The 26228-nt window shown below is 40.2% G+C and carries 29 protein-coding genes; 17 read left to right on the top strand and 12 right to left on the bottom strand.

Annotated features, from left to right (window positions below):
* Nucleotides 1-12: 12 nt before the first annotated feature.
* The gene (argE, locus tag OQE68_RS08005) at nt 13-1158 is read right to left on the bottom strand and encodes an acetylornithine deacetylase (protein WP_266195568.1); all 1146 of its coding nucleotides are present in this window, start codon (nt 1156-1158) and stop codon (nt 13-15) included.
* A gap of 482 nt (nt 1159-1640) precedes the next feature.
* Between argE and OQE68_RS08000 the strand changes: the two genes are divergently transcribed.
* The 4 genes from OQE68_RS08000 to OQE68_RS07985 all read left to right on the top strand — a co-directional run bounded on the left by OQE68_RS08000 (nt 1641) and on the right by OQE68_RS07985 (nt 5174).
* On the top strand, nt 1641-3842 hold the full coding sequence (locus tag OQE68_RS08000; RefSeq protein WP_180570696.1) for a heavy metal translocating P-type ATPase: 2202 nt from the start codon (nt 1641-1643) through the stop codon (nt 3840-3842).
* A gap of 2 nt (nt 3843-3844) precedes the next feature.
* Nucleotides 3845-4255: a Cu(I)-responsive transcriptional regulator gene (gene cueR, locus OQE68_RS07995; protein ID WP_219340174.1), complete on the top strand. Its 411-nt coding sequence runs from the start codon at nt 3845-3847 to the stop codon at nt 4253-4255.
* A gap of 104 nt (nt 4256-4359) precedes the next feature.
* Complete coding sequence (locus OQE68_RS07990) at nt 4360-4665, top strand: hypothetical protein (protein WP_180570695.1); 306 nt, start codon at nt 4360-4362, stop codon at nt 4663-4665.
* A 20-nt stretch (nt 4666-4685) separates the two neighbouring features.
* Nucleotides 4686-5174: a hypothetical protein gene (locus OQE68_RS07985; protein ID WP_219340173.1), complete on the top strand. Its 489-nt coding sequence runs from the start codon at nt 4686-4688 to the stop codon at nt 5172-5174.
* Nucleotides 5175-5408: 234 nt separating this feature from the next.
* Here the strand turns inward: OQE68_RS07985 and OQE68_RS07980 are convergent, their stop codons facing one another.
* Nucleotides 5409-6098, bottom strand: a complete 690-nt coding sequence (locus OQE68_RS07980) for a substrate-binding periplasmic protein (RefSeq protein ID WP_219340172.1) — start codon at nt 6096-6098, stop codon at nt 5409-5411.
* A gap of 396 nt (nt 6099-6494) precedes the next feature.
* On the opposite strand from OQE68_RS07980, the gene OQE68_RS07975 reads away from it, so the two are divergent.
* The 5 genes from OQE68_RS07975 (at nt 6495) to OQE68_RS07955 (ending at nt 8955) form a co-directional block, all read left to right on the top strand.
* On the top strand, nt 6495-7121 hold the full coding sequence (locus tag OQE68_RS07975) for a hypothetical protein (protein WP_180570694.1): 627 nt from the start codon (nt 6495-6497) through the stop codon (nt 7119-7121).
* Nucleotides 7122-7308: 187 nt separating this feature from the next.
* The gene (gene ybiA / locus OQE68_RS07970) at nt 7309-7746 is read left to right on the top strand and encodes a riboflavin biosynthesis intermediates N-glycosidase (protein ID WP_180570693.1); all 438 of its coding nucleotides are present in this window, start codon (nt 7309-7311) and stop codon (nt 7744-7746) included.
* A gap of 42 nt (nt 7747-7788) precedes the next feature.
* Nucleotides 7789-8010 (top strand): hypothetical protein, encoded by a 222-nt coding sequence (locus OQE68_RS07965; RefSeq protein ID WP_180570692.1) that lies wholly within the window; start codon nt 7789-7791, stop codon nt 8008-8010.
* Nucleotides 8011-8047: 37 nt separating this feature from the next.
* Nucleotides 8048-8362: a DUF4349 domain-containing protein gene (locus tag OQE68_RS07960; RefSeq protein ID WP_255491034.1), complete on the top strand. Its 315-nt coding sequence runs from the start codon at nt 8048-8050 to the stop codon at nt 8360-8362.
* Nucleotides 8363-8505: 143 nt separating this feature from the next.
* Nucleotides 8506-8955 carry a hypothetical protein gene (locus tag OQE68_RS07955; RefSeq protein ID WP_180570691.1) on the top strand — a complete coding sequence of 150 codons (450 nt, stop codon included), beginning with the start codon at nt 8506-8508 and terminating at the stop codon, nt 8953-8955.
* 108 nt (nt 8956-9063) lie between these two features.
* Here the strand turns inward: OQE68_RS07955 and OQE68_RS07950 are convergent, their stop codons facing one another.
* The 4 genes from OQE68_RS07950 to dbpA form a co-directional block, all read right to left on the bottom strand.
* Nucleotides 9064-9684 carry a DUF502 domain-containing protein gene (locus OQE68_RS07950; protein ID WP_180570690.1) on the bottom strand — a complete coding sequence of 207 codons (621 nt, stop codon included), beginning with the start codon at nt 9682-9684 and terminating at the stop codon, nt 9064-9066.
* 86 nt (nt 9685-9770) lie between these two features.
* Nucleotides 9771-10574: a substrate-binding periplasmic protein gene (locus OQE68_RS07945; RefSeq protein ID WP_353618579.1), complete on the bottom strand. Its 804-nt coding sequence runs from the start codon at nt 10572-10574 to the stop codon at nt 9771-9773.
* Nucleotides 10553-10675, bottom strand: coding sequence for a hypothetical protein (locus OQE68_RS07940; RefSeq protein ID WP_255491033.1), 123 nt, complete (start codon nt 10673-10675; stop codon nt 10553-10555). Before OQE68_RS07940 ends, OQE68_RS07945 begins: the two co-directional genes overlap by 22 nt.
* Nucleotides 10676-10866: 191 nt before the next feature.
* Entirely contained in the window at nt 10867-12255 is a 1389-nt protein-coding gene (gene dbpA / locus OQE68_RS07935; protein ID WP_180570688.1) for an ATP-dependent RNA helicase DbpA, read from the bottom strand.
* Between the two features lie 347 nt (nt 12256-12602).
* On the opposite strand from dbpA, the gene OQE68_RS07930 reads away from it, so the two are divergent.
* Nucleotides 12603-12812, top strand: coding sequence for a cold-shock protein (locus OQE68_RS07930; RefSeq protein WP_180570687.1), 210 nt, complete (start codon nt 12603-12605; stop codon nt 12810-12812).
* Nucleotides 12813-13425: 613 nt separating this feature from the next.
* On the opposite strand, the gene OQE68_RS07925 is transcribed toward OQE68_RS07930, so the two are convergent.
* The 3 genes from OQE68_RS07925 to OQE68_RS07915 all read right to left on the bottom strand — a co-directional run bounded on the left by OQE68_RS07925 (nt 13426) and on the right by OQE68_RS07915 (nt 16923).
* Nucleotides 13426-14826, bottom strand: a complete 1401-nt coding sequence (locus OQE68_RS07925) for a transposase (protein WP_266195417.1) — start codon at nt 14824-14826, stop codon at nt 13426-13428.
* Between the two features lie 154 nt (nt 14827-14980).
* On the bottom strand, nt 14981-15637 hold the full coding sequence (locus OQE68_RS07920) for a substrate-binding periplasmic protein (protein WP_255490865.1): 657 nt from the start codon (nt 15635-15637) through the stop codon (nt 14981-14983).
* A gap of 203 nt (nt 15638-15840) precedes the next feature.
* Nucleotides 15841-16923 carry a site-2 protease family protein gene (locus tag OQE68_RS07915; protein ID WP_180568655.1) on the bottom strand — a complete coding sequence of 361 codons (1083 nt, stop codon included), beginning with the start codon at nt 16921-16923 and terminating at the stop codon, nt 15841-15843.
* A 218-nt stretch (nt 16924-17141) separates the two neighbouring features.
* Here OQE68_RS07915 and OQE68_RS07910 point away from each other — a divergent pair, with 218 nt between their 5' ends.
* The 4 genes from OQE68_RS07910 (at nt 17142) to OQE68_RS07895 (ending at nt 19029) form a co-directional block, all read left to right on the top strand.
* On the top strand, nt 17142-17429 hold the full coding sequence (locus tag OQE68_RS07910; protein ID WP_180568654.1) for a hypothetical protein: 288 nt from the start codon (nt 17142-17144) through the stop codon (nt 17427-17429).
* Nucleotides 17430-17487: 58 nt separating this feature from the next.
* The gene (locus OQE68_RS07905) at nt 17488-17691 is read left to right on the top strand and encodes a metallophosphoesterase (protein ID WP_255490864.1); all 204 of its coding nucleotides are present in this window, start codon (nt 17488-17490) and stop codon (nt 17689-17691) included.
* Nucleotides 17692-17836: 145 nt separating this feature from the next.
* The gene (locus tag OQE68_RS07900) at nt 17837-18064 is read left to right on the top strand and encodes a metallophosphoesterase family protein (RefSeq protein ID WP_255490863.1); all 228 of its coding nucleotides are present in this window, start codon (nt 17837-17839) and stop codon (nt 18062-18064) included.
* Nucleotides 18065-18276: 212 nt separating this feature from the next.
* Nucleotides 18277-19029: an NHL repeat-containing protein gene (locus OQE68_RS07895; RefSeq protein ID WP_180568653.1), complete on the top strand. Its 753-nt coding sequence runs from the start codon at nt 18277-18279 to the stop codon at nt 19027-19029.
* Between the two features lie 77 nt (nt 19030-19106).
* Here OQE68_RS07895 and nhaD read toward each other — a convergent pair whose 3' ends face one another.
* Nucleotides 19107-20357 (bottom strand): sodium:proton antiporter NhaD, encoded by a 1251-nt coding sequence (gene nhaD / locus OQE68_RS07890; RefSeq protein ID WP_180568652.1) that lies wholly within the window; start codon nt 20355-20357, stop codon nt 19107-19109.
* A 192-nt stretch (nt 20358-20549) separates the two neighbouring features.
* Between nhaD and OQE68_RS07885 the strand changes: the two genes are divergently transcribed.
* Nucleotides 20550-20963, top strand: coding sequence for a universal stress protein (locus OQE68_RS07885; protein WP_180568651.1), 414 nt, complete (start codon nt 20550-20552; stop codon nt 20961-20963).
* 103 nt (nt 20964-21066) lie between these two features.
* Here OQE68_RS07885 and OQE68_RS07880 read toward each other — a convergent pair whose 3' ends face one another.
* Together OQE68_RS07880 and OQE68_RS07875 are read right to left on the bottom strand one after the other, a co-directional pair.
* Complete coding sequence (locus OQE68_RS07880; protein WP_180568650.1) at nt 21067-22338, bottom strand: inorganic phosphate transporter; 1272 nt, start codon at nt 22336-22338, stop codon at nt 21067-21069.
* Between the two features lie 24 nt (nt 22339-22362).
* Nucleotides 22363-23043, bottom strand: coding sequence for a TIGR00153 family protein (locus OQE68_RS07875; protein WP_180568649.1), 681 nt, complete (start codon nt 23041-23043; stop codon nt 22363-22365).
* A gap of 422 nt (nt 23044-23465) precedes the next feature.
* Between OQE68_RS07875 and OQE68_RS07870 the strand changes: the two genes are divergently transcribed.
* Nucleotides 23466-24098 (top strand): CYTH domain-containing protein, encoded by a 633-nt coding sequence (locus tag OQE68_RS07870; protein WP_180568648.1) that lies wholly within the window; start codon nt 23466-23468, stop codon nt 24096-24098.
* 273 nt (nt 24099-24371) lie between these two features.
* Nucleotides 24372-26162, top strand: coding sequence for a type IV pilus assembly ATPase TfpB (gene tfpB, locus OQE68_RS07865; RefSeq protein WP_180568647.1), 1791 nt, complete (start codon nt 24372-24374; stop codon nt 26160-26162).
* Nucleotides 26163-26228 lie beyond the last annotated feature (66 nt).

Genomic DNA, 26228 nt, shown 5'->3' with positions numbered 1-26228 from the left:
ATTACATCTACACTAACAACAAAATTCACTAATTAACTGTTGAAGTAAACTAACTGTCGGCTTTACCGTATCCATTGATAGATATTCATCAGGCTGGTGGGCTTGATCAATATTACCAGGGCCAAGTACCACTGTTTCCATCCCCAGTTCTTGTAAGAAAGGGGCTTCTGTGGCAAAAGCAACTGATTCTGCATGATGCCCGGTTAATGTTTCAACTGTTTTTATCAAAGTACTGTTTTTATCTGTAGCAAACGCTTCCACGCCAGGGAAAATTGCTTCAACACTGATAGGTATTTGATAATCATGGCTGATAGGTGAAATACGTGCTTGCAGCATTTCTCTTAGCTCATCACAGTAAAGGCCAGGTAGCGGGCGTAAGTCGTACTCTAAACTACATTCGCCGCATATCCGGTTAGGGTTATCACCACCATGAATACAGCCCAGGTTTAATGTGGGGGCTGGCACTTCAAAAAGTGGGTTGTTATAGCGTGTGGCTAACTCGGTACGAAAACTTAAAATGGTATCAATAACTTGGTGCATCACTTCAATTGCATTTATACCTAAGGCTGGGTTGCTGGAGTGCCCCGCCTGGCCTTTAATATGCACTCTTTCCATCATGATGCCTTTATGCATATAAATGGGTTTTAAACCCGTTGGCTCACCAATAACTGCATAGCGGGCTTTAGGTTTACCTGCTTTGGCTAATGCACGAGCACCATCCATTGAGGATTCTTCATCGGCAGTGGCAAGAATAATCAGTGGCTGTTTTAGGGGTTTATCTAAAAAGGGCTTAATGGCTTCAATGGCTAAGGCAAAAAAACCTTTCATATCGCAAACACCAAGGCCATACCATTTATTACCTGCTTCCGTTAACTTGAATGGGTCATATTGCCATCGCTGCTGATCATAAGGGACGGTATCTGTATGGCCTGCTAACACTAAACCTCCTGGTCCACTACCTAAGGTGGCAATTAAATTTGCCTTTTGCGGCTGATTGGGTAGAGGAATAATTTCAATTTTAAAGCCAAGCTCACTTAACCAGTTGGCCAGTAAATCGATAACAGGGCGGTTACTTTGATCAAGTTTTGGATTAGTGCAGCTGATAGATGGAATTTCTATCAGGTTGGTTAACATGGTTGCAAGTTGAAGTTTAGACACCTGGTTTTATCCTTTTTTATTGTTTTAGGGCCTGTGATTAACACTAATATAGTCGTCAGGCCTCTAATTAAGTAGCTATACCCTTCACGAATGGCTTCTAGGTTTTGTTATCATCACTCTTCACCCCAATCACCTATTATTTATGGGCTCATGGGGTCTCGTCATTCGATGGCCGCACCATATACCCTCTTCAAGATGACATAAAGGGTATTTATGAAACGTCACATAGCTACTTTCAGTTGATTATAGAGTCTGACATTACCGTTTTTATTTCTGCTTAGGAACATCTGAGAAATAATAGGAACATCCGAGAAATAACTTGAAAAAGTTTTGGCCCAAGGTGCCCGTCTGACTAGGCGTAAAAACGAAGGCATAGTGGGTTTACATCAAGCTTTACATTCTAGTAACTAGAACCTTTATAGTTAGTTGTACTCTTATTAAACAGGCTGTAGTGACATAAGCATCACTAGAGGGATAAACATATGACTGAAGCTGCACTCAATGAATACCAAATTGCAGTGGTTGGTATGCGCTGTCAGGGATGTGCCAATAAAGTTCAGCGTGAAGTACAACAATTGCCGCAAGTTGATCATGCGGCGGTCAACTTTGCCAGTGGGCTGTTATCAGTCGCTGTTTCAGAAGAAGCAATAGCTTCAGTTGTTGATAAGGTGAAAACACTAGGCTATCAAGCGATATTGTCAGATTTAGATAATGCTCGGCAACGTCACCGAGAACAACAACAGCAGGCTCAAAACAAAGAGTACCAACAGCGGATCAATCTTCTTGGCAGTTGGGCTTTGGCATTACCCTTGTTAACTAACATGCTATCTATGTTGCTGTTTGATCAGCCATTACTTTCTGAGTGGTGGCAGTGGTTGCTGGCTACTCCTGTCCAGTGGTGGTTTGGTCGTCAGTTTTATTTGGGCGCAATAAAGGCAATTAAAGCCGGCTATGCCAATATGGATGTGCTAATCAGCTTAGGTACTGTAACCGCTTACAGCTATAGCCTGGTTGTGCTGCTAATTGGGCTAAACCAACCAGTGTATTTTGAAGGGGCTGCATTAGTTATTAGCTTTGTTTTATTAGGTAACTGGTTGGAAAGTAGGGCCACCCAAAAAACCGCCTCAGCTTTAACTCGACTAATGGAGCTACAGCCAGATACTGTTAATAAATTAGATGGCAATCAACAGGTATCTGTCGTCCCTTTAGTTAATGTCAGAGTTAATGATTTGCTACTGGTTAAGCCAGGAGAAAAAGTCGCTGTTGATGGTGAAGTGATTACAGGAACCAGTGAGCTGGATGAATCCGTTGTCACTGGTGAAAGTGTGCCTGTTTTAAAACAGCCAGGAGATGAGCTGGTGGCAGGCAGCATTAATGGTGGTCAGGCCCTAACCATGAGGGCAACTCGGGTAGGTAATGAGACTACGCTGGCAAAAATTATTAACTGGATTGAGCAGGTTCAGTCCAATAAAGCTCCCATACAGCGATTGGTAGATAAAGTTAGTCAGTATTTTGTGCCAGTGGTTTGTGTCATAGCCCTGTTAGCAGGGCTAGGTTGGTGGCTTGGAGTGGGTGATGTTAATCAAGCTATTTTAGCAGCGGTTGCTGTATTGGTGATTGCTTGCCCTTGTGCATTAGGGCTTGCCACACCGGTTGCAATTATGTCTGGCACTGGTGCCGCTGCCAAGGCGGGGATATTAATTAAAGATATTGCTGTGTTGGAACAGAGCCGTCAGGTGAATAAAGTGGTGTTTGATAAAACAGGCACGTTGACTAAAGGCCGGCCAACAGTAACAAAAGTAATTATTGACTTACTTTATAAAAATATTATTAACGAACAACAGTTAATGTCTTTGGCTGCAAGCGCTCAGCAAGCTAGCGAGCATTTGCTTGCAAAGGCGACAGTTGAATATGCTAAAACTAATGAACTCACCATTGAGCCTGTCGACCAATTAATTAACTACCCAGGAGAAGGCATTGTAGCAACGGTGAATGGCAAACAAATTGTGGTTGGAAATAGTAAGTTATTAACACGCTTTAATCTTTTATGTTCTGAACAATTAGAAAACCGAGTTAACGCAGAAATTGCTTCGGTGGCTTATGTGGCCGTTGATGGGCTAGTAGTAGGAGCCTATCTGTTGTCAGACCCAATACAAACCAATGCATTTGCAACGATCGCTAAATTACATCAGCTTGAGTGCCAGCCTGAGTTGTTAAGTGGTGATAGTGAGTCGGTAGTCACTAGTGTTGCTGCTGAATTAGCTATTAATCAATGGCAGGCAGGCGTATCGCCCGAACAAAAAGCCCAGCGAGTGACAAACCTAAAAAATGCAGGAAACTGTGTAGCAATGGTCGGTGATGGCGTAAATGATGCGCCTGCGCTGGCAGCAGCAGATATTGGCATAGCCATGGGAAGTGGTACCGATGTAGCCAAAGAGACAGCAGCTGTTACCTTATTAAGACCGGATCCAATATTGGTCCCTGCCACCCTGGAAATTGCCCGCAAAACCTATTGGAAAATACGTCAGAATTTATTTTGGGCTTTTTTCTTTAACTGCCTGGCAATCCCCGTGGCAGCGCTCGGTTATTTAAACCCTGCCGTTGCTGGAGCGGCAATGGCGCTTAGCAGTTTGTTTGTTGTTACCAACTCTTTATTCTTACAGCGCTGGACACCAGTAAAGTAATAATGAAAAAGCAGGTTTTTAAACCCATGAATATCAGCGAAGCCGCCAAGGCATCAGGCTTAACAGCAAAAACCATCCGTTACTATGAAAGTATTGGGCTAATTAAACCAGCTCGCCGTTTAAATAATGGCTATCGGTCATATAGTGAGGAAGATATAGGCAGCCTGAAGCTTATCCATCAGTTGCGGGGGTTTGGTTTTTCATTAAGTGAGTGTGAAGACCTGCTTTCTTTATATAAAAAACCAGATCGGCAAAGTCGTGATGTCAAAGCAAAAGTAGCTGTTAGATTAGAACAAGTCAGAACCAAGATTAATGAGCTTGAACAATTGGCAGACTCACTAGAACAAATGCTGGACAGTTGTGCAGGTGATGATCAGCCAGAGTGTGGAATTATTGATCGGTTGGTGGAGTAAGGTTAATAATACATATCAGTATCTGTTAGGCTCATCTGGTAGCATCTTTCAGAATGAGAAAGGAAAGAGGTAATACGATTGTTATTAGTAGGTAAGTAGTAAAGATGGAAACTTTTTTGATACTTTTGATTGTTGGGTGCTTGATGCTTTTTGTTATTCCTATTTGCATGACCAGCTGGAAACGGTTTTGGCAAGTATCTTTACTTTTTGCGTTGCCATTGGTTCTAATTTGGGGGCAGCGTTATTATTATACATCACAGCCTGAATATACCGGCTCACCAGGAGAGGTTATTGGTGTAATGTTTTTTATGCTTTTGAGTATTTCCTTAGCTTTGGGAATGTTTGGCAGGTTTATTCGTTGGATTATTGAAATTAAACTTCAAGAGTTAAGAGTGCAAAAACAGCTTTAATTTATTGGAGGGGGATATCATTGTACTTTCCAAAACCTGGGATAAAAAAACATCCGGTAAAAAGATGGAATCTGCCTGATCGAGTATTTTTTGGTTTTGGGGCATGCCATATTTTAGCAGGTGTATATCTAAAAAAATTCCCAGATAAAGGGTTTTATGCTTTGAAGATAGAGCCAAAAGTAGGGTTTTATGGAAGTCATATTTTTGTAACGAATGGGGTAGTTGCATTTGATTTTCACGGTTATTCATTAAAAAGCCAACTTATTAACCGTTTTTGGCAAGGTTGGTCAGAGCGATATCCGGGTTGGAAGGCAAGTATAGAGAAAGTGGACTTTCCATTACTTGATACAGAGAGTTTAAATCAGCGGAAGATGCTAGGTCCAGATCAATACTTACATAGCCCTGTTGAAAGAGCGGATAAGTTTCTGAACCGATTCGAGCATGAACATCTAATGTTAGCGGTTTACAGGAAAAATCAAGCAGAACTTAGCCCTTCTTGCTGTCCTTAATCTAGAGGCGCCTTAAACTAAATAACTTCAAAACAAAGAGATATAGTGGCCTGATGGTCCACAAGCTATACTTATAGAACTAGAGCGCAAAGGCTCTAGAAAGCTAGCGGCCTGCTTTTTTTATTACCTTGCAGGTCGCTATGCCAGCTTGAGTTAATCCAGCTTGAGTTAATCCAGCTTGAGTTAATCCAGCTTGAGTTAATCCAGCTTGAGTTAATATAGATACAGGTATCATTACCAAGAAGTGGCATACTCCATTGGTACAGCATAGCGCCGAAAAATTCGCTGGTAAGTGCCATTGGTTTTAATACGTTTAAGCCCTTTATTAAATTGCTCTGTCAGTTTGTTGGCGTGGGGGTAGGATCGTGAAATCATTAAATGAAAAGTGCTGCTGCTTTCTGGCTTTTTAGCGACAGCAAATACCCGTCTCTGTTGTGGATAGATACTTTCTATAAGCTTCCAACCAACTAGTTCATCAATTAAGGTAAAGTCAATACGGCCATACATTAACTTGTAAATATTTTGTGTGTCTGTAGTGACATAATGAACCTCAATTTTCTGTTCTCTAAATGCAGATTCATACCAATAACCAAAAACGCCACCGATAATATAGGGTTTAAAATCTTTTAAGTTATGCCATGAAAAGCCTTCTGGAAAATTCTGTTTAAGATAAAAAAACTTTGGAAAAAAATAGATAACAGGGTCTGAAAACTCAAATAGCTCGGTACGTTGTGTATTAATAATATAGGGAAATGTAGCAAAAACCATTCCTTTTTTAACTAAATCTTCACCGCGCGTCCAGGAATGAAATTGAAACCTAACCTTAATGTCCTGCAGACTAAAAACAGTATTGACAATATCTGGAAATATGCCACTGGCTATTTGGTTATCCTCAATAACATAGGGCTCGTATGCACTGGTCACAACATCGATTGTTTCCCTGGAATGAGCTAATGGTAAGTTGTTGAGTAGTATCAGAATAATTACTAATCTTATACACAGTTCTCTCATGAGCAGTGTTCGATTTGATCCTTATTTGTATAAATAATAGCTGAAGAAAAAATGTCAGGAGAACTTAGTTATCTCAATAGTAAACAGTGTCATCTTGTTAGCACACTACTGGTTATCGCTTAGGGTAGTTGGCTTAAGTTATGCTTAAACTGGTTGTAGTGGTCTAATGGAGAGGGTAACTTGCCACGTAAAATTTGGGCTTTATCATCATAGCTAACGGATGCTTTGTATTCATGAAGCACTAAAGGTTAGTAGCTTTTAGTAAAAGTGTAAGAAAGGACATATCATGTTCAATTTTGATACACAGCCATGTTAATTTTAGTGTCGTTGTTTTTTTGTTGGTTAATATTTCGTGAATTTAGAAAAGAGAAAGCTTTTACTAATTTTGATCGTGGATATATTGCTGTTTTGGTCGTGTTGACTCTGTTATCTGCTTGGTCTCCCATTCGCTATTGGCGCTTTGAAAGTTTTTTAACAAATCTGGCCAGCGAGATAGCTAACCGGAGTGATGCAGAAGTTCATTGTAATACTCCGATTGATGCCATTTTTGATAATGCCGCAACTGTAGCAGGTCATGCAACTATTGAAACAGGACGTATTGTTCTTCAATATCCACTATGTGCTCAATTAATGGACTATCTTGATGATCCTCATAGTGTAACCAAACGGGAAAAATATAGTGCAATTGTTTATGTTCACGAGGTCATGCATATACGAGGTGAGCGTAATGAACAGCGTACTGAGTGTCAGGCTATACAAAGGCTCTTTCGTGTAGGCGTTCTGCTGGGGCTACCTTTTCATATTGCGAAACAAGATGCTATCAGTTATTTTAAAGGTGATTTCAAAAAACACCCTTACTTTTCTAGCGCGTGTGCACCAGGCGGTTCAATGGATGAGGGTTTACCTGATTCTACATGGGTAGGAATAATGGACTAGTCATTCTAACACCTCAATTCGAAGTCCTTATGCTGAACTTTAAACACTACATAAGGGGGCGATCTGTCAGATATTTTCAGTTAAAACATGGTAGAAATAGTGTATTATGGTGCCGTTCATTAATTACTCTGTTTTATGACGTCTTGCTGGTATCTTGTCGAAACCCTTTATTAGGAAATAAGTATTGATGGAAATAATAAAATTTTACAGCGTAAATGATGATTTTGGTGATTTCTCTAATTTTGCAAGATATCCGGTTAAAATCAAGGGTAAGAGATACTTGACGTCAGAGCACTATTTTCAAGCCATGAAATTTGAAAGTATGTCTGATCAAAATGACATAATAAAAGCCAAAACACCTATGGACGCTGCTCGAAAAGGACGGGATAGAAAGAAAAAACTAAGAAGAAACTGGGAGTCGATTAAAGATAATATCATGCGAGAAGCTGTAATGGCCAAGTTTTCCCAGCATGCAGAGTTAAAATCATTGTTGTTATCGACTGGTGATGCTCAAATCATTGAGCATTCTGAAAATGATGCATATTGGGGTGATGGTGGCGATGGTAGTGGTAAAAACATGTTGGGTAAAATTCTGGTTGAAACACGAGAAAAATTGAAAGCATAATTAGCTAGTAGTTATTTAAAAATTTTGGATTGAGAGATATTGATGTATATATTTAGAGTATTATTGAGTATTGTATTATTTTCACTATTAGTAGGGTGTGCAAACATAGAAGCATATAAAAAAGCTACTGTATCTAGCTTTGGTGATAGTATTAGTCAGACGGATCGGTTTATTATTAAGTCTGCTGATATTGAACTAGATGTAAAAGAACCTGCTACTGCTGCCGAAAAGGTGAAAAAAATGGTGGCACAAGCATCTGGTTAAGCAACTTTCTTCGTTAGGTGATGTTACTTCCAAATCATTGCACTCTGAAGATGTAACTGAGGAGATAATTGATATAGAAGCAAAAATAACAAATTTGTCAGCGCTTCGAGTAAAGTTTATAACTTTATTGAATCAAGCAACTGAAGTAAGTGATATTCTAAAAATCGAAAAAGAGCTGAATCGTATCCAAACAGAGTTAGACTCAATCGAAGCTCGTCGTAAAACATTGAAAAACCAAGTAGCTTTTTCAAAAATTAATATAGCGTTAAATCAAGAAACCATATATGGTCCATTAGGTTATCTTGGTAAAGGATTTATTTGGGTAGTTGGAAAGCTTTTTGTAATTAAATAAGGTAATTGGATAAGAGCTGATATTTGATCAGCCCAACTCAAGTATCTTGTATAGAATAATACTTAATCATGAGTATAATTTTAGTGATGCAAATTAATCTATCTGTAATCTAAGAAATAAACTGATATTGATGGGAGATATTATTGATTACCATTGGTTCGATAGAAAGAGAGAAAGCTGCTGAGCTGTTTCCTTTTTTAGCCAAAAAATATAGAGGCAGAAGAAAGGCAATTAAGGAGTTTACTCATTTATCACCTGATTATGTTTTTTGGATATACCCAGATGGTGAGCTTTTTGATGCAAAGGAGGCTCATAGGAAAAATATCCCAAAAGGGTATGCTTACATTCTTGACGATGAGCCTGATTATTGCGGCTTTCTAAGAGGGCGCGTAGCAAGCAACTTTGGCCCTAAATTAGTGGTAGTGTATTGTAGGGAAGAGGCCTTGGCTTATGATCCTGGCAAAATGAATCAGTTTCTTAGCGGAATATCTGATATTCCTATTCCTTTACCAGACACTACTCTAGTAATAAGTGATAATGGTGATATGTACGGTACAATATTAGACATTAAACAAAGGTGTCAAAAAATCTAGACTTAAATCAAGAATACTATAGTTATTTTTTAGCATAGTCGTAAAGCTGGTGGGCCAGTTTTACACATGGACCACCAGCCAGAATACTGAAGAAGATCTAAGAACAGACTAGCTTTTATTGTTGCTGGTAAACAGGCTGTCGCTGCCGGCTCCACATGCAATGATTGATTTCATCATTTTTTCAACACTGGCATCAGGGTAATAAGTGACTAATTTTTCAGGTACATGATAGATATTACCAGATGTTGGGTTTGGTCCGGTTGGCATAAAGATGGTTACAGTGTCGTCTTCATGCCGTGCAGTTACAATGGCTGTTACGGTGGTTTCACAAGTTTCACCAAACAGTTGTACTCTTACCACTTCTCCTTTGGTAAAAGGGGATGAATTAGGGTCCCCTACAATTTGGCTAACAATTTCTTTAATGATGCGATAGCCTGGGGCGAGTTTATCAAGGTATTTATCGAAGTGACTATGAATCCATGTACCAACACTTGTCGACACTAAAGTACCTATAGCAAAACAGGCAAACATAATGAGAGCGATAACAGCTATATCAGCTACTAACTCTGGTAAGTGATAATGGGCGCTCATATAATCCGTCATGGGTTGTATAAGATCTGTAACAAAGTAAAAAACCCAGCGGAAAACTGCCCCTAAAATAACAATAGGCAGTAGGATTAGAATGCCACCAATCAAGGACTGCTTTATAAATGCTCGTAGTTTTTCCATAGCAGCTGCTACCCTATAATTAAAGTTTTTTAATTATAACAAGTAATAAGTAAACAACAAAAGCTTTGTATCGGTTGTACTCAGTGCTATTTTGCCTGTATATACTTTCCGCTACGTGATGCTGTAATAAAGTCGTTATATTTTCCACTATCTTTTAATTTTTTTAAGCCGCTGTTGAATAGTTGAACTAGCTTAGTATTTTTTTTGAGCTTTTTAGAAAAAATTAAATGATGAGTTGTCTGCATGAGTGGTTTGGGGTGATGTATTAATAGCTTTGCTTGTTCTGCTGGAAACTCACTAATATAGCCATAACCTATTTCTACTTCTTGAGGAAATACTTGGATTCTTTTGGCAAGTAGTTTATTGAAGTTTTGTTTGTCTGTTTTTGTCCATTGAATATTAAGCGTTCCTTCTTTTGCTGCTTTATCAAATTCTGCACCATAGGTGTAACCTATTGCTCCACCAATAGATAGCCCTTGCAGATCAGCAATTGTTTTCCAGTCAAAGTCATAGTTTTTTAAATGAAAAAATACTTTTTGGTTGGTGTACATTGTATCGCTAAATAAAAAAAGCTGTTTACGCTCAGGTGTTGGTACCCAGGCGGCTGTTGCATCATAATTGCCAGTTTGAGTATCTTTATAAGCTCTTTTCCAAGGAACCCATTTATAAACAACCTGTACGCCTTCTTGGGCGAATGCTTCACTCATAATATGACAAAGGACGCCAAAGTGCTTAAGGTTTTTGGATATAAGAGGGTACCACTCTCCATTAGCGATAATAATTTTGTTTTCGCTTTCACTATGAGCAAGATTAGGGCAAATTAATACTAGGGAAATTATTAGTTTGCTTAATAAACTACATGCTTTCTTTATTTTGATGTTTGTTTCCAAAGTTTTAGCCCTTCTTCTAATGCTCTTTCGGTTAGGCCTTCGTTGGTTAAGTCTCTTACAATTTTAGCTAGTTTTCCTCTTAGTGTGCTTGAGGCTTGCATATATTCACAGCCTTGGAAACTAAGAAGGAATATAGATAACTTCCATGTTAATGAGTTGCATCAGCTTGGGGCAATAAAACAGCCCATTTAGTCATTATAGTTGACTGGTAGGCGGTTTAATTAGGAATTGTGAGGGTTATCAATATAGGGTTCTGCTATTAGGGTTCTCTTATGAAGTAGAAGATACGAAGTTACCCTCGTATCCGCCTAACTCGAAATGAACGTCCTTTTAATTTTCCTTCACTCAATTTTTTAAGGGCCGGTTTACAAGCCTCTCGATTGACAGCTACATAGGCGCAGTAATCGAAAATATGAATTTTACCGACCTGTTTGCCTGCGATCCCATTGCTTCCGGTGAGTGCACCCAGAATATCACCTGGTCTTACCTTTTGTTTTTTTCCGCCATCAATTTGCAGGGTGGCCATTGGTGGTTTATAAGAAGTTTTTTCTAATAAGCTAAAAGGGGGTAAAGGCTCTGGTGTAATTACATGGTTTAGATAGTCTTCCAGGCCAGCAATTTTATAGCTTTCATTATCACTATATAAAGTGCAGGCAATCCCTTTACTACCGGCTCTTCCTGTTCGACCAATGCGGTGGACATGCACTTCACTATCACGGGCAACCTGATAGTTAATGACAGCATCTAGTGCATCAATATCTAAGCCACGAGCAGCCACATCCGTTGCCACAAGAATGGATGCACTTTTGTTAGCAAATCTCACTAAAGTTTGATCGCGGGCTTTTTGTTCTAAATCGCCATGTAGTGCCAAGGCGCTAAAACCGTGACTGCATAACTCATCAGCAATTTCTTGCGCTTCTCGTTTGGTATTGCAAAAAACAACCGTAGATTCCGGGCGATACTTAAGAATGAGTAGACGAAGTGCGGTACTGCGTTGCTTGCTATTTTCCAGTTTATAGAAGTATTGCTTAATACTGGCATTATCATGGGTTGCAGCAACCTGAACTATGACTGGTTGTTGCATAATTTGCTTGGCAATAGATTGAATTTGATCTGGGTAAGTGGCGCTGAATAGCAAAGTTTGGCGTTGAACAGGCACTTTACTAATAATGGCATCAAGAGCAGCTTGAAAACCCATGTCTAACATACGATCTGCTTCATCGAGCACCAAAGTAGTTAGGTTGTTTAGCTGTAGTGTGCCTTTACGAAGATGCTCTTCTACCCGACCAGGGGTTCCTACAATAATGTGAGCCCCATGTTCTAATGAGCCAATTTGAGGTCCAAATGGCATGCCACCACAGAGGGTAAGGACTTTAATGTTATGGATCGCACGTGCTAACTTGCGAATTTCTTTTGCTACTTGGTCTGCAAGCTCCCGAGTAGGGCAAAGCACCAAAGACTGTACATGAAAGAGCTTTTCATTCAGCTTATTAAGTAACCCTAAACCAAAAGCTGCCGTTTTACCTGAGCCTGTTTTACCTTGGGCAATAACATCCTTTCCTTGCAGAACAGCAGGTAAGCTTTGTGCCTGAATAGGAGTCATCTCTTGGTAGTTTAAAGTAGCAAGGTTGTTGAGTAATGCAGGCTTAAGTTTAAGACTAGAAAAAGCTGTTTGGCTCATGAAAGGACCTGAAAACATTGGTTGTCTGACAATGGACTTAGATAGCCAACCAATAAAAAGGTAAGTACTAAGTTTCAATCTGTATCATTTATGCGCGGCATTGTATCAGAATTTGTTGATTACGATAGATGTGTTTATTTTTTCTCTAATGATTGATTAACTGAGATAACTGTGTACAATGTAGTCAGCATTGAAGATGCTGGCGTTTGTTTATGTTTATACGATGTTTCTTTTTTAGTTTCTCGTCTAGTTTTTCATAAGTACACCCCTGTTATCTGCTATACCCTCTACCCGCTTGAAGTATTCGCGTGTAGGTTTTAAGTTAATTTACGAGTAAAGATCAATACATGTCTAATCAAAAAACTGGCACAGTGAAGTGGTTTAACGAATCAAAAGGTTTTGGATTTTTAGAGCAACAATCAGGTCCTGATGTTTTTGTTCATTTTAGCGCTATTCAATCTGAAGGCTTTAAAGTGTTGACAGAAGGTCAGCAAGTTGAGTTCACTGTGACTCAAGGCCCTAAAGGTCCACAGGCTGAGAATGTAATCCCTCTTTAAGATAAGAGTGGATGCTAACAGAGAAGTGGCTATTCTGCTTCTCTGTCAACATGACTAGTTTTTACTCTAAGTATTATTGTATTGTAATAATGGTTTATAATACATACGAAGCCTAACATTAAGATAAATATCAATCGCAATCTTAATTCCAAGTTCAATAATCCTTGACATCCAAAGCGCTGTATATCCTTCAAATTCCTGTAAGCCTAATCTACCCGCCTTTAATTTAACCAAGTCATTCATTCTAGTAGAGTTTTCTGCGTCATGGTAAGAAGTGAGTTATTTCCGCAATGAGGAAATAATCGAGTGGTAGGCGTCTAGCAAGCTCCCACTTCAGTGTTCTATATTTGTGCTCAGGTTTTGAGGCTCATAAATGATAATCAACAGCGCCAGCTGGGGTTCAAGTTTGAAGAATTAGATGGTGGGCAGTCTACTTCTTCCAATCGGTCAGTCCATACTTTGACAATATTTCCGTTAGTTCTCCAGATTTCCTTAACTCTGTTACACCATCTGATAGGAGTGTTGTATACCCTTCTGATGATTGCAGTGCAGGAGAAAAAGCAATATAACTCGATTCCGAAGTTTTTTTAGGTTGACATAACTGCTAATTTATTTATGCAGCCGCTCTGTATTTTAATGAGTCAGTGGGCTCTTGTTTGCCCAAATCTAAACCCGCTAAATGCTTTTTCGAGCGGCGCTCAGGAAGCACACTGATTATTGCAGCGGTAAAGGCTTTCAGTTGCTGTTTTGGTTCATCAGCCGTGACAACTGCTTCTACAGTTTTTATTAGGGCTTCTGTTTTGATTCGCTCAGTCAAACAGCCAACAGGAAGCCCGGGCTGCTTATTTTCAAGGCGGACGGATTGCTCTGGATGTAGCAGTAACATATGGTCGTACAGCAGGCTCATGATCACGCCTCGCGTTGATCCTTCTTCGCCTTGTTGTTTGGCCAATCGGTTCCAGCCAGCATGTTGCTTCCAGTCCTCAATGAAAACCTCAACTAACCATCTCAATGTATAAACCCTAGCAATATCACCATGCCGCCAGGACATGTCGGATGCCACTAGATATCGATAATTTTTTTCTCCCTCATATTTCAAAGCAACCACAAACCGCTTTTTACCATGGGCTTTCACATAAACCCGAGCCGCCAGCATGGTGATTGACTGTGTTTTTTGGCCTCGGATAATTAACTTGGTATCGACGCCTGTTTGGCGTGCAAAGTAATGTGTAAGTCGTACTTTTTTTCCTTGGGAAAGGATTAGTTGATTGGAGCGTAATTGACTCACCACTTGAGCACCACCCGTCGCAATGGAAGCCTTATCCATGAATTCTGCTGTGCTATACAGTGCATCAGCAATGACCGCATTAATCTTTATATCAGAAAATGACAATGAAAATGCTTCAACCATCTCAAGTGCTAAAGCTTGTTTGGTCGGATAATCTGGGTTGGGCTTAGGTTTTTTGGGTCTTTCTTTTCCAGGAATACCCAGCCTCTTTAGGGCTTTATTTTTCTGACGCCAAGCACTTAACGCTGGATCAGGTGTATAAAAGCGAAAAGCAATCGGTAAGGTAGCTACAGGTGTCACCAGTAGCATAAACACTAGCTCTTGCCCTTGAACATAGCCGCCGGATTTTTTATGTTTTATTTTATGCACACCTTTAATACGTCGTGTTCTCTTGGAGCGGACTTTATCACTATCGTCAAAAATGAGTACTCCTCTCGTAATATGATAGTGATTGAGTACTTGTCGGACACTGGCTTGCAACAACAATGACCAGGCAATTTTACTATGGTAAAACATCCAACGTAATTGGTCCTGCTTGAATGCTCCTAAGCTACACCGCTCAAAAACAGCCCAGCAAAATACACCAGTGACACCAATTCCCATCAGCATAATAGTTAACCAGCGACACTGGATACGACTTAATCCAGGAGATTGAAAAGAAACAGTCAAGGTGTCGTTTAGAGTTTGAACAAACTTTATCACATGGGGAATAGGGGTAATCAACACAAGTCGTCATCAAGTCGCTATTGAAATACAAGCGCGATATACTACACCATCACTGGTCTGCAGGTGTCGTGTTGATCGTTCTTTGCTAGGCGAAGAAATGGAGCAATACCTGTAGTCCAGTCTTCTGAATCTCTCTCATCGTGCTAGTCAAGCATTAAAAACTTCGGAATCGAGTATAAGCTTTCTTTGGTTTATTTATAATGCCCGCTGATTTTAACTGGTTGTTTACATTTAACTTGTTTGCAATATGTAAAAACACTGGCTGAGTTGCAACTACTGCATCAATTCTATCTGATAGTAGCATCTTTATATTATTTTCGACGGGTAAATTGCCATAATTGATTTGTAGCTTTTTTCTATTGGTTTTGTGTTTTTCTATATAGAGGTCCAGTTCCTGTCCATAAGAGTAGTTTGCTGCAACACCTAAACGCACTTCTTTTAGTGATGAAATACTACTGTAAATCCAAGAATTTTCACTTTTTACATAAACTGAAAAACCAATCATTGCTAGTTCATTTTCTGGAAAAATAAAATCAGGACAGTCTTCAATATAAGGACCAACTGCACCATGAATTTTACCTGATCTAACCATGCTAAGGGTTCTGTTCCATGGCATTACTTGGTATTCAATCTGATGCCCATGCTTGGCAAAAACTCTTCTTGCTATATCAATCATGAAGCCTTCTTGGTTACTTTTAGGCTCACAACTAATGGGGCACCAATAATCGGTGGCAAGAATAATTTTATCTGCTGATGCGAGGGAACAACATAGGAATAAAACTACTATAAGCTGCCACCACCACTTTATCATTGATAATAATGTCTTTATTTTAAAGTCAGTATTCTGTCAATTTTAGCTAATGCTAGTTATTTATTTGAAATTGTTAAGGAGGCTTTGAGAGTATGTAACACTTTATAAGTGACTTGGTTAGTTGAAAAACTCAAATTAAACAATTACTTAGGTAGTTATATATTATGAATAACTACCTATAGAGTAATATTGTCTATAAAAAGTTAGCTTTGTAGCACTTGCAATGGTAGCCCCAGTAAGGCATCTCCAGTTCCTGACAAGTACCAAATGATACCAATTAAACTGCTTACAGTTAGTAAATACCAAATCAGTGAAAATAGTTGTCCATAACCATCAAGTGGATATAACCTGCTTTCATGCCTTAACCGCCATTCGGCTAATATTTCAACGCTTCCGATTAGCAATAAAAAACCAAGTAAAGCTAGCCCTAACTGATAACTCAAAAATACACCCAGCGCGGCGCCTAAGGCGCAAGCTGCAATACCCACTTTGCTGTCCATCGAAAAACTGATGCTTTTTAATATATGACCTCCATCAAGTGGAAGTATGGGTAATAGGTTAAATAAGTTTAAAAGCGCGTTAAAGCCAGCTAAACCAGCAAAAAATATTTCTCCTGTTAGTTTGTATAAAATCAAACACACTATGGATAAAAATAAACCAAAACTTGGACCCATTATAGAAATAACAACATCTTGCCAGCGGGTATTTATTTTATCATCACCTAACGCAAGCCCGCCAAAAAAAGGGATTAAATATATACCTTTGGTCTTCATCCCAAAGTATTTCATCGCTCTAATATGACCATATTCGTGAAACACTAAACAAGCGATCAATGCAAGGGCAAACTGTAAAGAAAAAAACCAGGAATAGGCAGCAACGCTAGCACCTGCTAACACCACCTTAATTACTTTGGCACTTTTGAACAGCTTAAAGCCCAGTGAGGCTAACCCTACCAAGTTAAGCTCCTTCTTGATTGGCATGACTTCTTGTGGTGCTGAATGCTCTAGATCCTGTAGAGATCGCTTTCCTTCATCAACTATTTGATCATTAATAGTAACGCTATAGCTAACTTCAAATGGGTGCCAGTTTATACTCACTGAAATGTAACACTTGATAACTCCTTGCTCACCATGTAGCTCAAAAATATGGGTTGCGTTACCATCTGCTTCAGTTGTTGCAGCCACTTCTGAGACAACTTGATGATCCCAATACAGCCGTTGCCAGCCAGACATTGTACCCTCTAACCTTAAGGGGCGCCCGAGTAGCTTTAAGTTTAAAATTTCCACACGCGACTCTCTTTGCAAACTAGGGAATTATGACCTTATACTCATATCTTGCAACTATACTCTTTGCGAAGAGTATAAACTGCTTTATTCTTCACCTAAAAATTAATTGTGGTGGGGGGTATGGCTTGATTGCTGGATTCGCTGTACATACTCTTATTGAACCTCTTAGCCTATTTTATTCAAAATGTATGTTTAACTAAGCTTATGGAATACTTCTCATGAATTGGCCTTTTGATCAGTTAGAGAATGTTGTTACTGTTACTACACGACAAGTAATGGTGAAACATTTACCAGTGCTTTCAGTGGTGCATTACTCTGAAGATCACTCATGGGCGTTTACTTGTGGTATTACTAATGCTTCTGAAGACTTAATGTTAGTAGGGATGGCAGAGGTTATATCAACAGACAATACATTACTCAGTATTGCTGACTTGCCTCCAGGTTGGTGCGCTGAACGGAGCTTTATAGGGGGCGACTGGGTTCGTTATAGAAGTGATGACTTGTGATTAAATCTTCTGCTGTTTTAGTTTAATTAGCTAGATTTAAAGTGATAGTAAACATCAAATGAAGGTACAAATATTAAGTGATTTGCATGTTGAGTTTAAATATTATCAATATGAGTCCTGTGATGCTGATGTTGTCGTTTTAGCTGGGGATATTCACACGAAAGAGCATGGAGTCGATTGGGCAGCAAAAAATATAACTGATAAACCTGTAATTTATATTTTGGGTAATCACGAGTTTACGGCAATGCATACCCTAAATTAATTGGGAAACTGAAAGACAAAACTAAAGCTACAAATATACAGGTACTGGAAAATAGTTATGTCACGATTAATGGAGTTAACTTTTTAGGGTGTACATTGTGGACTAATTTTGAGTTATTTGGTGACCCAAGAATTGCTGGTTATCAATGTCAGCTCCTGCACATAAGCGGGAAGATATAACCACTGCGGCCTATGTATCTGACTTGGAAATCTTAATACTAAGGCATCAACCAACTTGTTGGATTCATGGCCATTTGCATAATAGCGTTGACTATAAACTAGGAAACTGTCGAATACTATGTAATCCCAAAGGCTACCCAGGTGAGGAAAACCCTCATTTTGATCCAGTAAAATGTGTTACTATTTCTGTTTGATTAATTGTTAGGGTGTAATAAATCAGTCAACTTTTTTATGAGATAATTTTATAAAACTGGTGTAAGATTGTATTGCACCCAGTTATTTCATTTTATTAAATCTTTGGTTAACAAAAAGGTTGAGATTAGATATCACCATAGCAGGTATGAAGTAGCTGGTATATAAAAGTAGCTGTATAAAACAGTTAAAAGGATTGATAAGGATATCAAGCATGAATAATAACAATGTCTACGCATCTTATAATGGCTCACAAAGAGGCTTTACCATACGTGACTTTCAGTTAAATCAGCTGTCTTTTGTTGGCACAGATTTTAACTTCAGCGGTATTGCTGCAGGCCCTGATAATGATGTGTATTTAACTTCAAATAACCATATATTTCACTATAATAACAGCGGGAAGTTAATTAGGGATATGACCTTTCCTGATGGTGGCATCAATTATACCAGTGTTATTGTTAAAGGCGACAGAGTGTATGCTGCTTATGAAGGCTCTCAATTAGGTGTCACTGTTCGTGACTTGAATCTGAACCAGTTGTCTTATTTTAATACAGGTGTAAAAGCCAGTGGTATTGCTGCGGGCCCAAATAATGATGTCTATGTTGCTGCTGGTAACCATATTTATCACTACAAGACAGATGGTACTTTAATAAAAGACATGGAGTTTCCCATCAGTTCTATTAATTACACTGATGTTACCGTTATAGGTGAGCGAGTTTATGCATCTTATAATGGCTCCCAGGAAGGGTTTACCATACGTGACTTGGCACTTAATCAATTATCTTATAAGAATACTGGCTTTAATATCAGCGGTATTGCTGCAGGGCCAAATAATGATTTGTACTTGTCTTCAGCCAATCATATTTATAACTACAACACTGATGGTACGCTTATTAAGGATATGACATTCCCTGATAATAGAATTAATTACACAAGCGTATCCGTTATTTTCACAACGCTGACATAAAAAGTCTATTGCTCATTAGTGGGCAATTGTTCTTTGGGGAAAAGGAATAGTGAGTTAGCCTTTTCCCCGATTGTAATTTATATTACATAATTTGCCAGCAAATATACCCCTGCATAGCCAACCGAGTATGCCCCCAACAATGCCAGTCCATAACGGGCGTATTTGCCAAAGGTAAGACCTGGTATTTTTGACATTGCCACTATGCCTGCAGCAGAACCGATAATGAGCAGTGAACCTCCAACACCAACAGCATAAGTTAGTCCTAGCCATTCTGCTTTGGTCATAGTAATGCCAGATTTTAGTAGTGCAGCGGTAAGGGGAACGTTATCAATACAGGCAGATAATAGCCCCATCAAATAGTTTGCTACTAGTGGTGATGCCAATGAGTACATTGATAGCAGAGACTCTAATACATTTATTTCTTTCAGAGCCCCTACAAGTAATAAAATACCTAAGAAAAACAGCAGGGCTTCGAATTCAATGGAGCGGATATATTCGAGAATAGGGTCATTTTCAATATCATCATTGAAAAAGCGAGCTACCAGAAACATGATTGATAATCCAAACAGAAAAGTGAGTACGGGGGGGATCTGGTAGGCAACATTCAGAATAATTGTGCCTACGATTGTAGAGAGAAATACACAAGCGATGATGATATCCACACTGCGCACTTCAGCGCGATGCTGCTGCACCGTGACTTCTCCCGAAAGTCCCAGGCTTAGTATGGTTGCCATAAACATAACAGCAACAAAGGACGGCATACTCAGCATTAATAAATCCAGTATTTCTACTTTATCTTGTAGGAATATCATGAGGGTGGTCACATCACCAGTAATCAAGGCCACACCGCCAGAATTAACAGCAAAAACTAGTAGGGCAGCAAACCGTAGGGTTTTTGCCGTATCCATGCGTAAGGAAAGAATCAGGGTGACGGAGACTAGGGTTGCTGTGATATTGTCGGCCAGGGACGAAAAAATAAAACAAAACAAGCCAGTTAAAAATAACAGTTTTCGCTCAGAAACCTGCTTAGGGAGGAACAGGTAAATTAGGTTTTCAATCATGCCCTTTTTGTTGAGGTAAGCAACAAAGGTCATCGCTGCCAGTAAGAAAAGCCAAAGACTGGCTATTTCGGCAATATTGCTTTCCAGACCATGAATAATTGTCTCCTGATTTTCAGGCCCACCATGATTTGAAACAAAGAGTAGAATCCAGGCCAGGGCGCCAAGAAAAAGGGTAATTTTGGCTTTGTTGATATGTATTACTTCTTCTAGAACAACACCTAGAAGGGCCAGTAGTGCCAAGCCAATTACTGCATAGTGCAACCACATAACTACTGTTTCCTTTTTCTTGGAAAGTCTTAATTATCAGGACATGGGTTATAAAAAAGTAGATAGTTTAAACTAGCTTAGCCCTCGCTGTAATATTAGAGGCGCCCTTAAGCAAGTATCTGGCTTGCTGCCAACAGTCAGGGTATCTACCTTTTAAGTAGCGTTCCCTGAATCAAGGTGGAGGAGACTGCAATGTATACCAAAATTATGGTTCCCATTGACCTGACTCACCTAGACAAAATGGGTAAGGCATTACAGGCTGCTGCAGATCTTGCAAAGTTATATGGTGCTGAAGTCTACTATGTGTCAGTAACGGGTTCTTTACCTAGCGAACTGGCACGTAACCCTGAGGTTTTTGCCAAAAAGCTGGATGAGTTTGTTGCTATGCAGAACAGTACTTATGGTGTGAAAGGGTTCGGACATCCAATTACTGCTTCAGACCCAGCTGCGGACCTTGATAGGTTGTTGAGTGATGCGGGAGAGGCAATTGAAGCTGACCTGGTTATTATGGCTTCCCATGTTCCTGGTTTCTGGGAAAACCTTTTTCATGCTCATGGTAACTATGTGGCTACCCATGCCCATATGTCAGTATTTTTAGTCAGGTAGTAGATTAGGGCTTAGTTAAAGTCAGAAGGCGTGCAAGCATGCAGCCTTCACTGCATGCATACTTAATTTTGCTTTTACCTTATTGGCTATAGTGGAAAACAGCTTAAGTAAAAAGACTTTCGAAAATATAGAAGAATAAAATTGCCAGGCCAGCACCTGCTGGTAAAGTAACTATCCAAGAAATAAAGATATTACCAATAACCCGCAAGTTCAGAGCGCCAATTCCTCTAGCAAAGCCAACCCCTAATACAGCACCAACTAACGTGTGTGTTGTAGAGATGGGTAGGCCGGTACCAGATGCTAGTACAACAGTGGTTGCTGCAGCTAATTCAGCAGCAAAGCCACGGCTTGGTGTCAGCTCAGTAATGTGTTTACCAATGGTTTGCATTACCCGATAGCCGTAAGTAGCTAAGCCAACCACAATCCCTAAGCCACCCAGTAATAAAATCCACCAGGGCATACTGGTTTTGGATACGATTTCTCCACCAGACTTCACAACACCAACTACAGCAGCTAACGGTCCTACAGCATTAGCAACATCATTAGAACCGTGGGCAAACGCCATGGCACAGGCGGTGAAAACCATGAGTACGCCAAATACTTTTTCTACACTGCTGAAGTGAAATTTTTCATCAGCCTTAGGGTCTTCTTTCACTTTGCTCAATAGTGACTTGCCAAGCAGCATAATTACGGCGCCAACAAGTAGAGCAATGATCGCACTTTGGCCATAGCTGAGATCCAAGCCAATATGCTTCAAACCTTTGACTAGTGTGACCATGGCAATCATGAAGCCCACTAAGAACATGTATATAGGCACGTATTTTTTAGCATTTTGGAAGGGATTATCAGTGTTGAGAATAAGCCGCTGGACACTCATAAATATACCAAAGGCAATGGTACCTGAGAGTAGGGGGGAGACTACCCAGCTAGCGGCAATGGTGCCGACTTTCCCCCAGTTCACCACTTCAACCGAAATGCCTACAGCAGCGAAGCCAACGATGGCTCCTACGATAGAGTGAGTGGTTGAGACAGGCCAGCCAAACATAGTAGCGACTAATAGCCAGGTACCTGCAGCAAGCAGTGCTGCTAACATACCGTAAACTAATAAATCAGGATTGGCTAATAGTTCAGGAGTGGATGGGTCGATAATGCCTTTTCGAATAGTCGAGGTAACTGAGCCGCCAGCTAAATAGGCACCTGCAAACTCAAAAATCATAGCAATTAAAATTGCTTGTTTTACTGTTAGTGCCTTCGAGCCAACTGATGTTCCCATCGCGTTAGCCACATCGTTGGCACCAACCCCCCAAGCCATGAAAAAGCCAAAAACGCAGGCCATGCCCATAAATAGCAGGCCGTATTCAGCAATGATTTCCATTGTTTCTTTCCGGTGTCTTAGTGTTTAACGGGCAAGTAATAATTGTAGGTGGCTACCTACTCTAGAGGCTCTGTCGGCAAGGTCCCCGATCCAGTCGATGATTTTATAAAGGAACATTACATCTACTGGAGGTAATTGTTTTTCGAGTTGGAATAATTTTGCTCTGATGGCAACTTGAATTTTGTCCGTATCACTTTCAATGGCGTCCAGGTCTTCAATCATTTTTTCAACGATATCAACTTCTCTGCCGGAAAAGCCAGTTTCGACCAGTTCATCTAATTCACTCATGGCTTTCAGTGCTTGAGCCGAGGTGTCTACGGAGCGGGCTATATAATCTTTAAACTCTGGTTGCAGCTCGGTAGGAATAGACATTTGGCGGCCTAGCATCAGTCCAGCAATATCTTTTGCGCGATTAGCAACTTTATCTTGTACTGTAATGATGTCTAATAAATCAGTACGAGGTACAGGTAGAAATAAGCTTTTAGGCAATGACAAGCGGATTTCTTTTTTCAAAACATCCGCTTCACCTTCCAGGTTGGCAATATCTGCTTGAATTTTGGCAGCTTCTTCCCAGTTATCACTCATAGCCGCATTAATAAAAGGCACCAACTGTGTAGCACATTCGTGTACTTTAGCAATGTGCTGCTGAATTGGACCTATCGGCGACCGCCCAAACATACTTGATAATAGGTTTTTTGCTGGCATTTTTACCAATTCCAGGATAAATGTCGGCGCAAGTATACGAAGACTAATCTGACATGACCACCCCTAAATGTCATCAAAACGAAGTAAGTTTTACTGACTAGATAGCCGCAAATTGGCACCACGTTTTCTGCATATATAATCAAACTGACGACATTAGTCATCTTTCTATGAACTGTTGAATGTTTCTATTAATCATAAAAGGCTAATAAATATTCAGTATGGACGTTTAGGTAACTTGGTTTGGTATTGGGTATGTGATGCTTGAGATATGACAGTTCGATCAGGCTTTGTTTGTGATAACTATCAAATATTGAGATCATTTATTAAAAGTTATACCAATTATCAGTCGAACTTATGGTGCTAAGCGATTTACCATTCAATAAAACCTGCTAGGAATTCGAAGAAGGAATAGAGCAAGCAAGATGGGAACTGAAACTGAAGTTAAGCTGGCATTGCAAGACACATCGCCAGATGAAATCAAACAGGCCGCTTTTTTCAAGCAATACCAGTCTACACTAGTTGGTACTAAGCCTCTGATTAATATCTACTTTGATACACCCGCTGGAGATTTACACCAGCAAAAAATGGCATTGAGAATTCGTCAACTAGCTGATGGTGGCTTGATTCAAACCTTAAAAACCCGTGGCAAAAGTGTAGCAGGGCTATCCTCAAGGCAAGAGTGGGAGTGGCCAATAAAAGAGAAAAAGCTAGATACAACATTACTTAATGAGGTTTGGCCACAATCCCTTGCAGTTGGTGTTAAAGAACAGCTGGTGCCTGTGTTTGAAACCAACTTTGAGCGTACCATCTGGTTAGTGGAGTGGCATCATGATAAGTCGGTAGCCACTGTGGAGCTGGCATTAGATCAGGGCTTTGTCATAGCCGGTAGTAAAACGCAGCCTATTAATGAGTTGGAGTTAGAGTTGAAAGCAGGTGATAAAGCAGCACTAATCAACCTGGCTGAACTATTACAAAAACAGTTTTCATTACAACCATATGATTTAAGTAAAGCGGAACGAGGCTATCAGCTGTTAGATAAAACAGCAGACTTTTAGCAGAAATCTTTTAACAGTGTGGTACTTATAACGAAAACTTAAACTTGTTTTCTGGACAGGATGAGTAATTCGGGCCATTTATTAAGAGCCTGTTGACGTTTGCCAGAAAACACTGCTGAGCAAGTTTGTTGCTGAAAACTTGCGGTAGCAACGTTAGCTTGTTTGAAGGCACTACCGAAAGCTATTATTTTCCTATGTAAGATGAAAGGCGCATCGTGTAGTGAGCTTCAGGCAAACGTCAACAGGCCCTAATTTTAGTTCAGTACTATTAATATGTTTAATGTGCAAGCAGCTACCAAACATCAACCAGATCATTATATAGATTTACGTGGTGTGCTCCATGATTTGGTACAAGACCGTCGTTTATGTAATGAAGTCGCAGAAGAGCTACTGTCGCGAAGGCGTTCGCCAGAGCAGGCTAAGCTTCACCCCTTAGAATATGTTGCAAGCCAGAACTTGCGAGATGAAGCACGAGAAGGCAAGGCACTTGATCTTGAGTGTCTAACCGAGTGGTTGGCTATTAAGTCAGACCAGCGTCACTTTCATATCGACCCGCTAAAAATTGATGTGCCCTCTGTTACCAAGCAAATGTCTCATGCATTTGCTGAGCGGCATCAGATTCTGGCTGTTGAGGTTGATGATGAAACCGTGACTATCGCCAGTGCTCAGCCTCTTGTTCATGCTTGGGAAGAAAACCTGCGTCATGTTCTACGCAAAGAAATTAAACGCGTTATTGCAAACCCAGCGGATATACGACGTTATACGGTAGAGTTTTATAAAATTGCTCAATCAGTCTCTGGAGCCAGCGGCGATGCTTACGGAGGGTTCCTAACCAACTTTGAGCAAATGTTAGAGCTGGGGAATATGCAGGCCCCAGATGCCAATGACCAGCACATAGTAAATATTGTTGATTGGCTATTACAGTATGCATTTGAGCAAAGAGCCAGTGATATTCATATTGAACCACGTCGAGAAAAAGGCCACTTGCGTCTTAGAATCGATGGTGTGCTTCATTATGTGTATGAGTTGCCTGCTCAAGTCATGGCTGCGGTGACTAGCCGACTAAAAATTTTGGGCCGAATGGATGTGGCGGAAAAAAGGCGTCCTCAAGATGGCCGCTTAAAAACTGTGAGCCCTGAAGGTAATGAGGTTGAGTTACGGCTATCTACATTACCCACCGCTTTTGGTGAAAAAATGGTCATGCGGATTTTTGACCCTGATGTATTGCTAAAAAGCTTTGGTGAGCTGGGGCTGATGAGTGTTGACAATCGCCGCTGGCATGAAATGATCAGTCAACCCAATGGCATTGTATTGGTTACTGGTCCGACAGGTTCAGGTAAAACCACTACCTTGTATTCATCTCTTAAAGAGCTGGCTACTGCAGAAGTGAATGTGTGCACCATTGAAGACCCTATAGAAATGGTGGAGTCCAGTTTTAACCAGATGCAAGTGCAGCATAATATTGATTTAACCTTTGCCAGTGGTGTTCGGGCTTTGTTACGGCAAGATCCAGATATCATTATGATTGGTGAGATTCGAGACTTGGAAACGGCTGAAATGGCAATGCAAGCAGCGCTGACTGGGCACTTGGTTTTATCCACCTTGCATACCAACGATGCCCCTTCAGCGATCACTCGACTGCTTGAGTTAGGGGTGCCAGCTTATATGATTAAAGCGACGGTAATTGGGGTAATGGCTCAGCGTTTGGTGAGAACTCTATGTACAAATTGCAAAAAAGAAGGGCAGGTGGATGATGCTGAATGGCAGGCATTAACTCGGCCTTGGTCTGCACCAGTACCTAAGTCAGCTTGCCAGCCAGCAGGTTGTTTAGACTGTCGTGAAACGGGTTTTCGAGGTCGATTAGGTGTGTATGAAATTATGCCTCTGTCTGAAAACCTAAAGCATGTAATTGAAGACAGTTGTGATGTTCAAGATATCAGGCGCCAAGCTTATAAAGATGGAATGCGTAGTTTGCGGATAAGTGGTGCTCAAAAGGTCGCCAGTGGTTTAACCACCATTAGTGAAGTTATTCGAGTAACACCCGCAGTTGAGCGAATGAAGTAATAAACATACATGATAAGCATTTTTTAGATTTACACCGTTTAAAAAGAAGCTTCTTACTGTAGTTAG

It is taken from the genome of Spartinivicinus marinus, assembly GCF_026309355.1.
Classification (GTDB): domain Bacteria; phylum Pseudomonadota; class Gammaproteobacteria; order Pseudomonadales; family Zooshikellaceae; genus Spartinivicinus; species Spartinivicinus marinus.
This window is presented reverse-complemented; position numbering and strand designations above follow the sequence as displayed.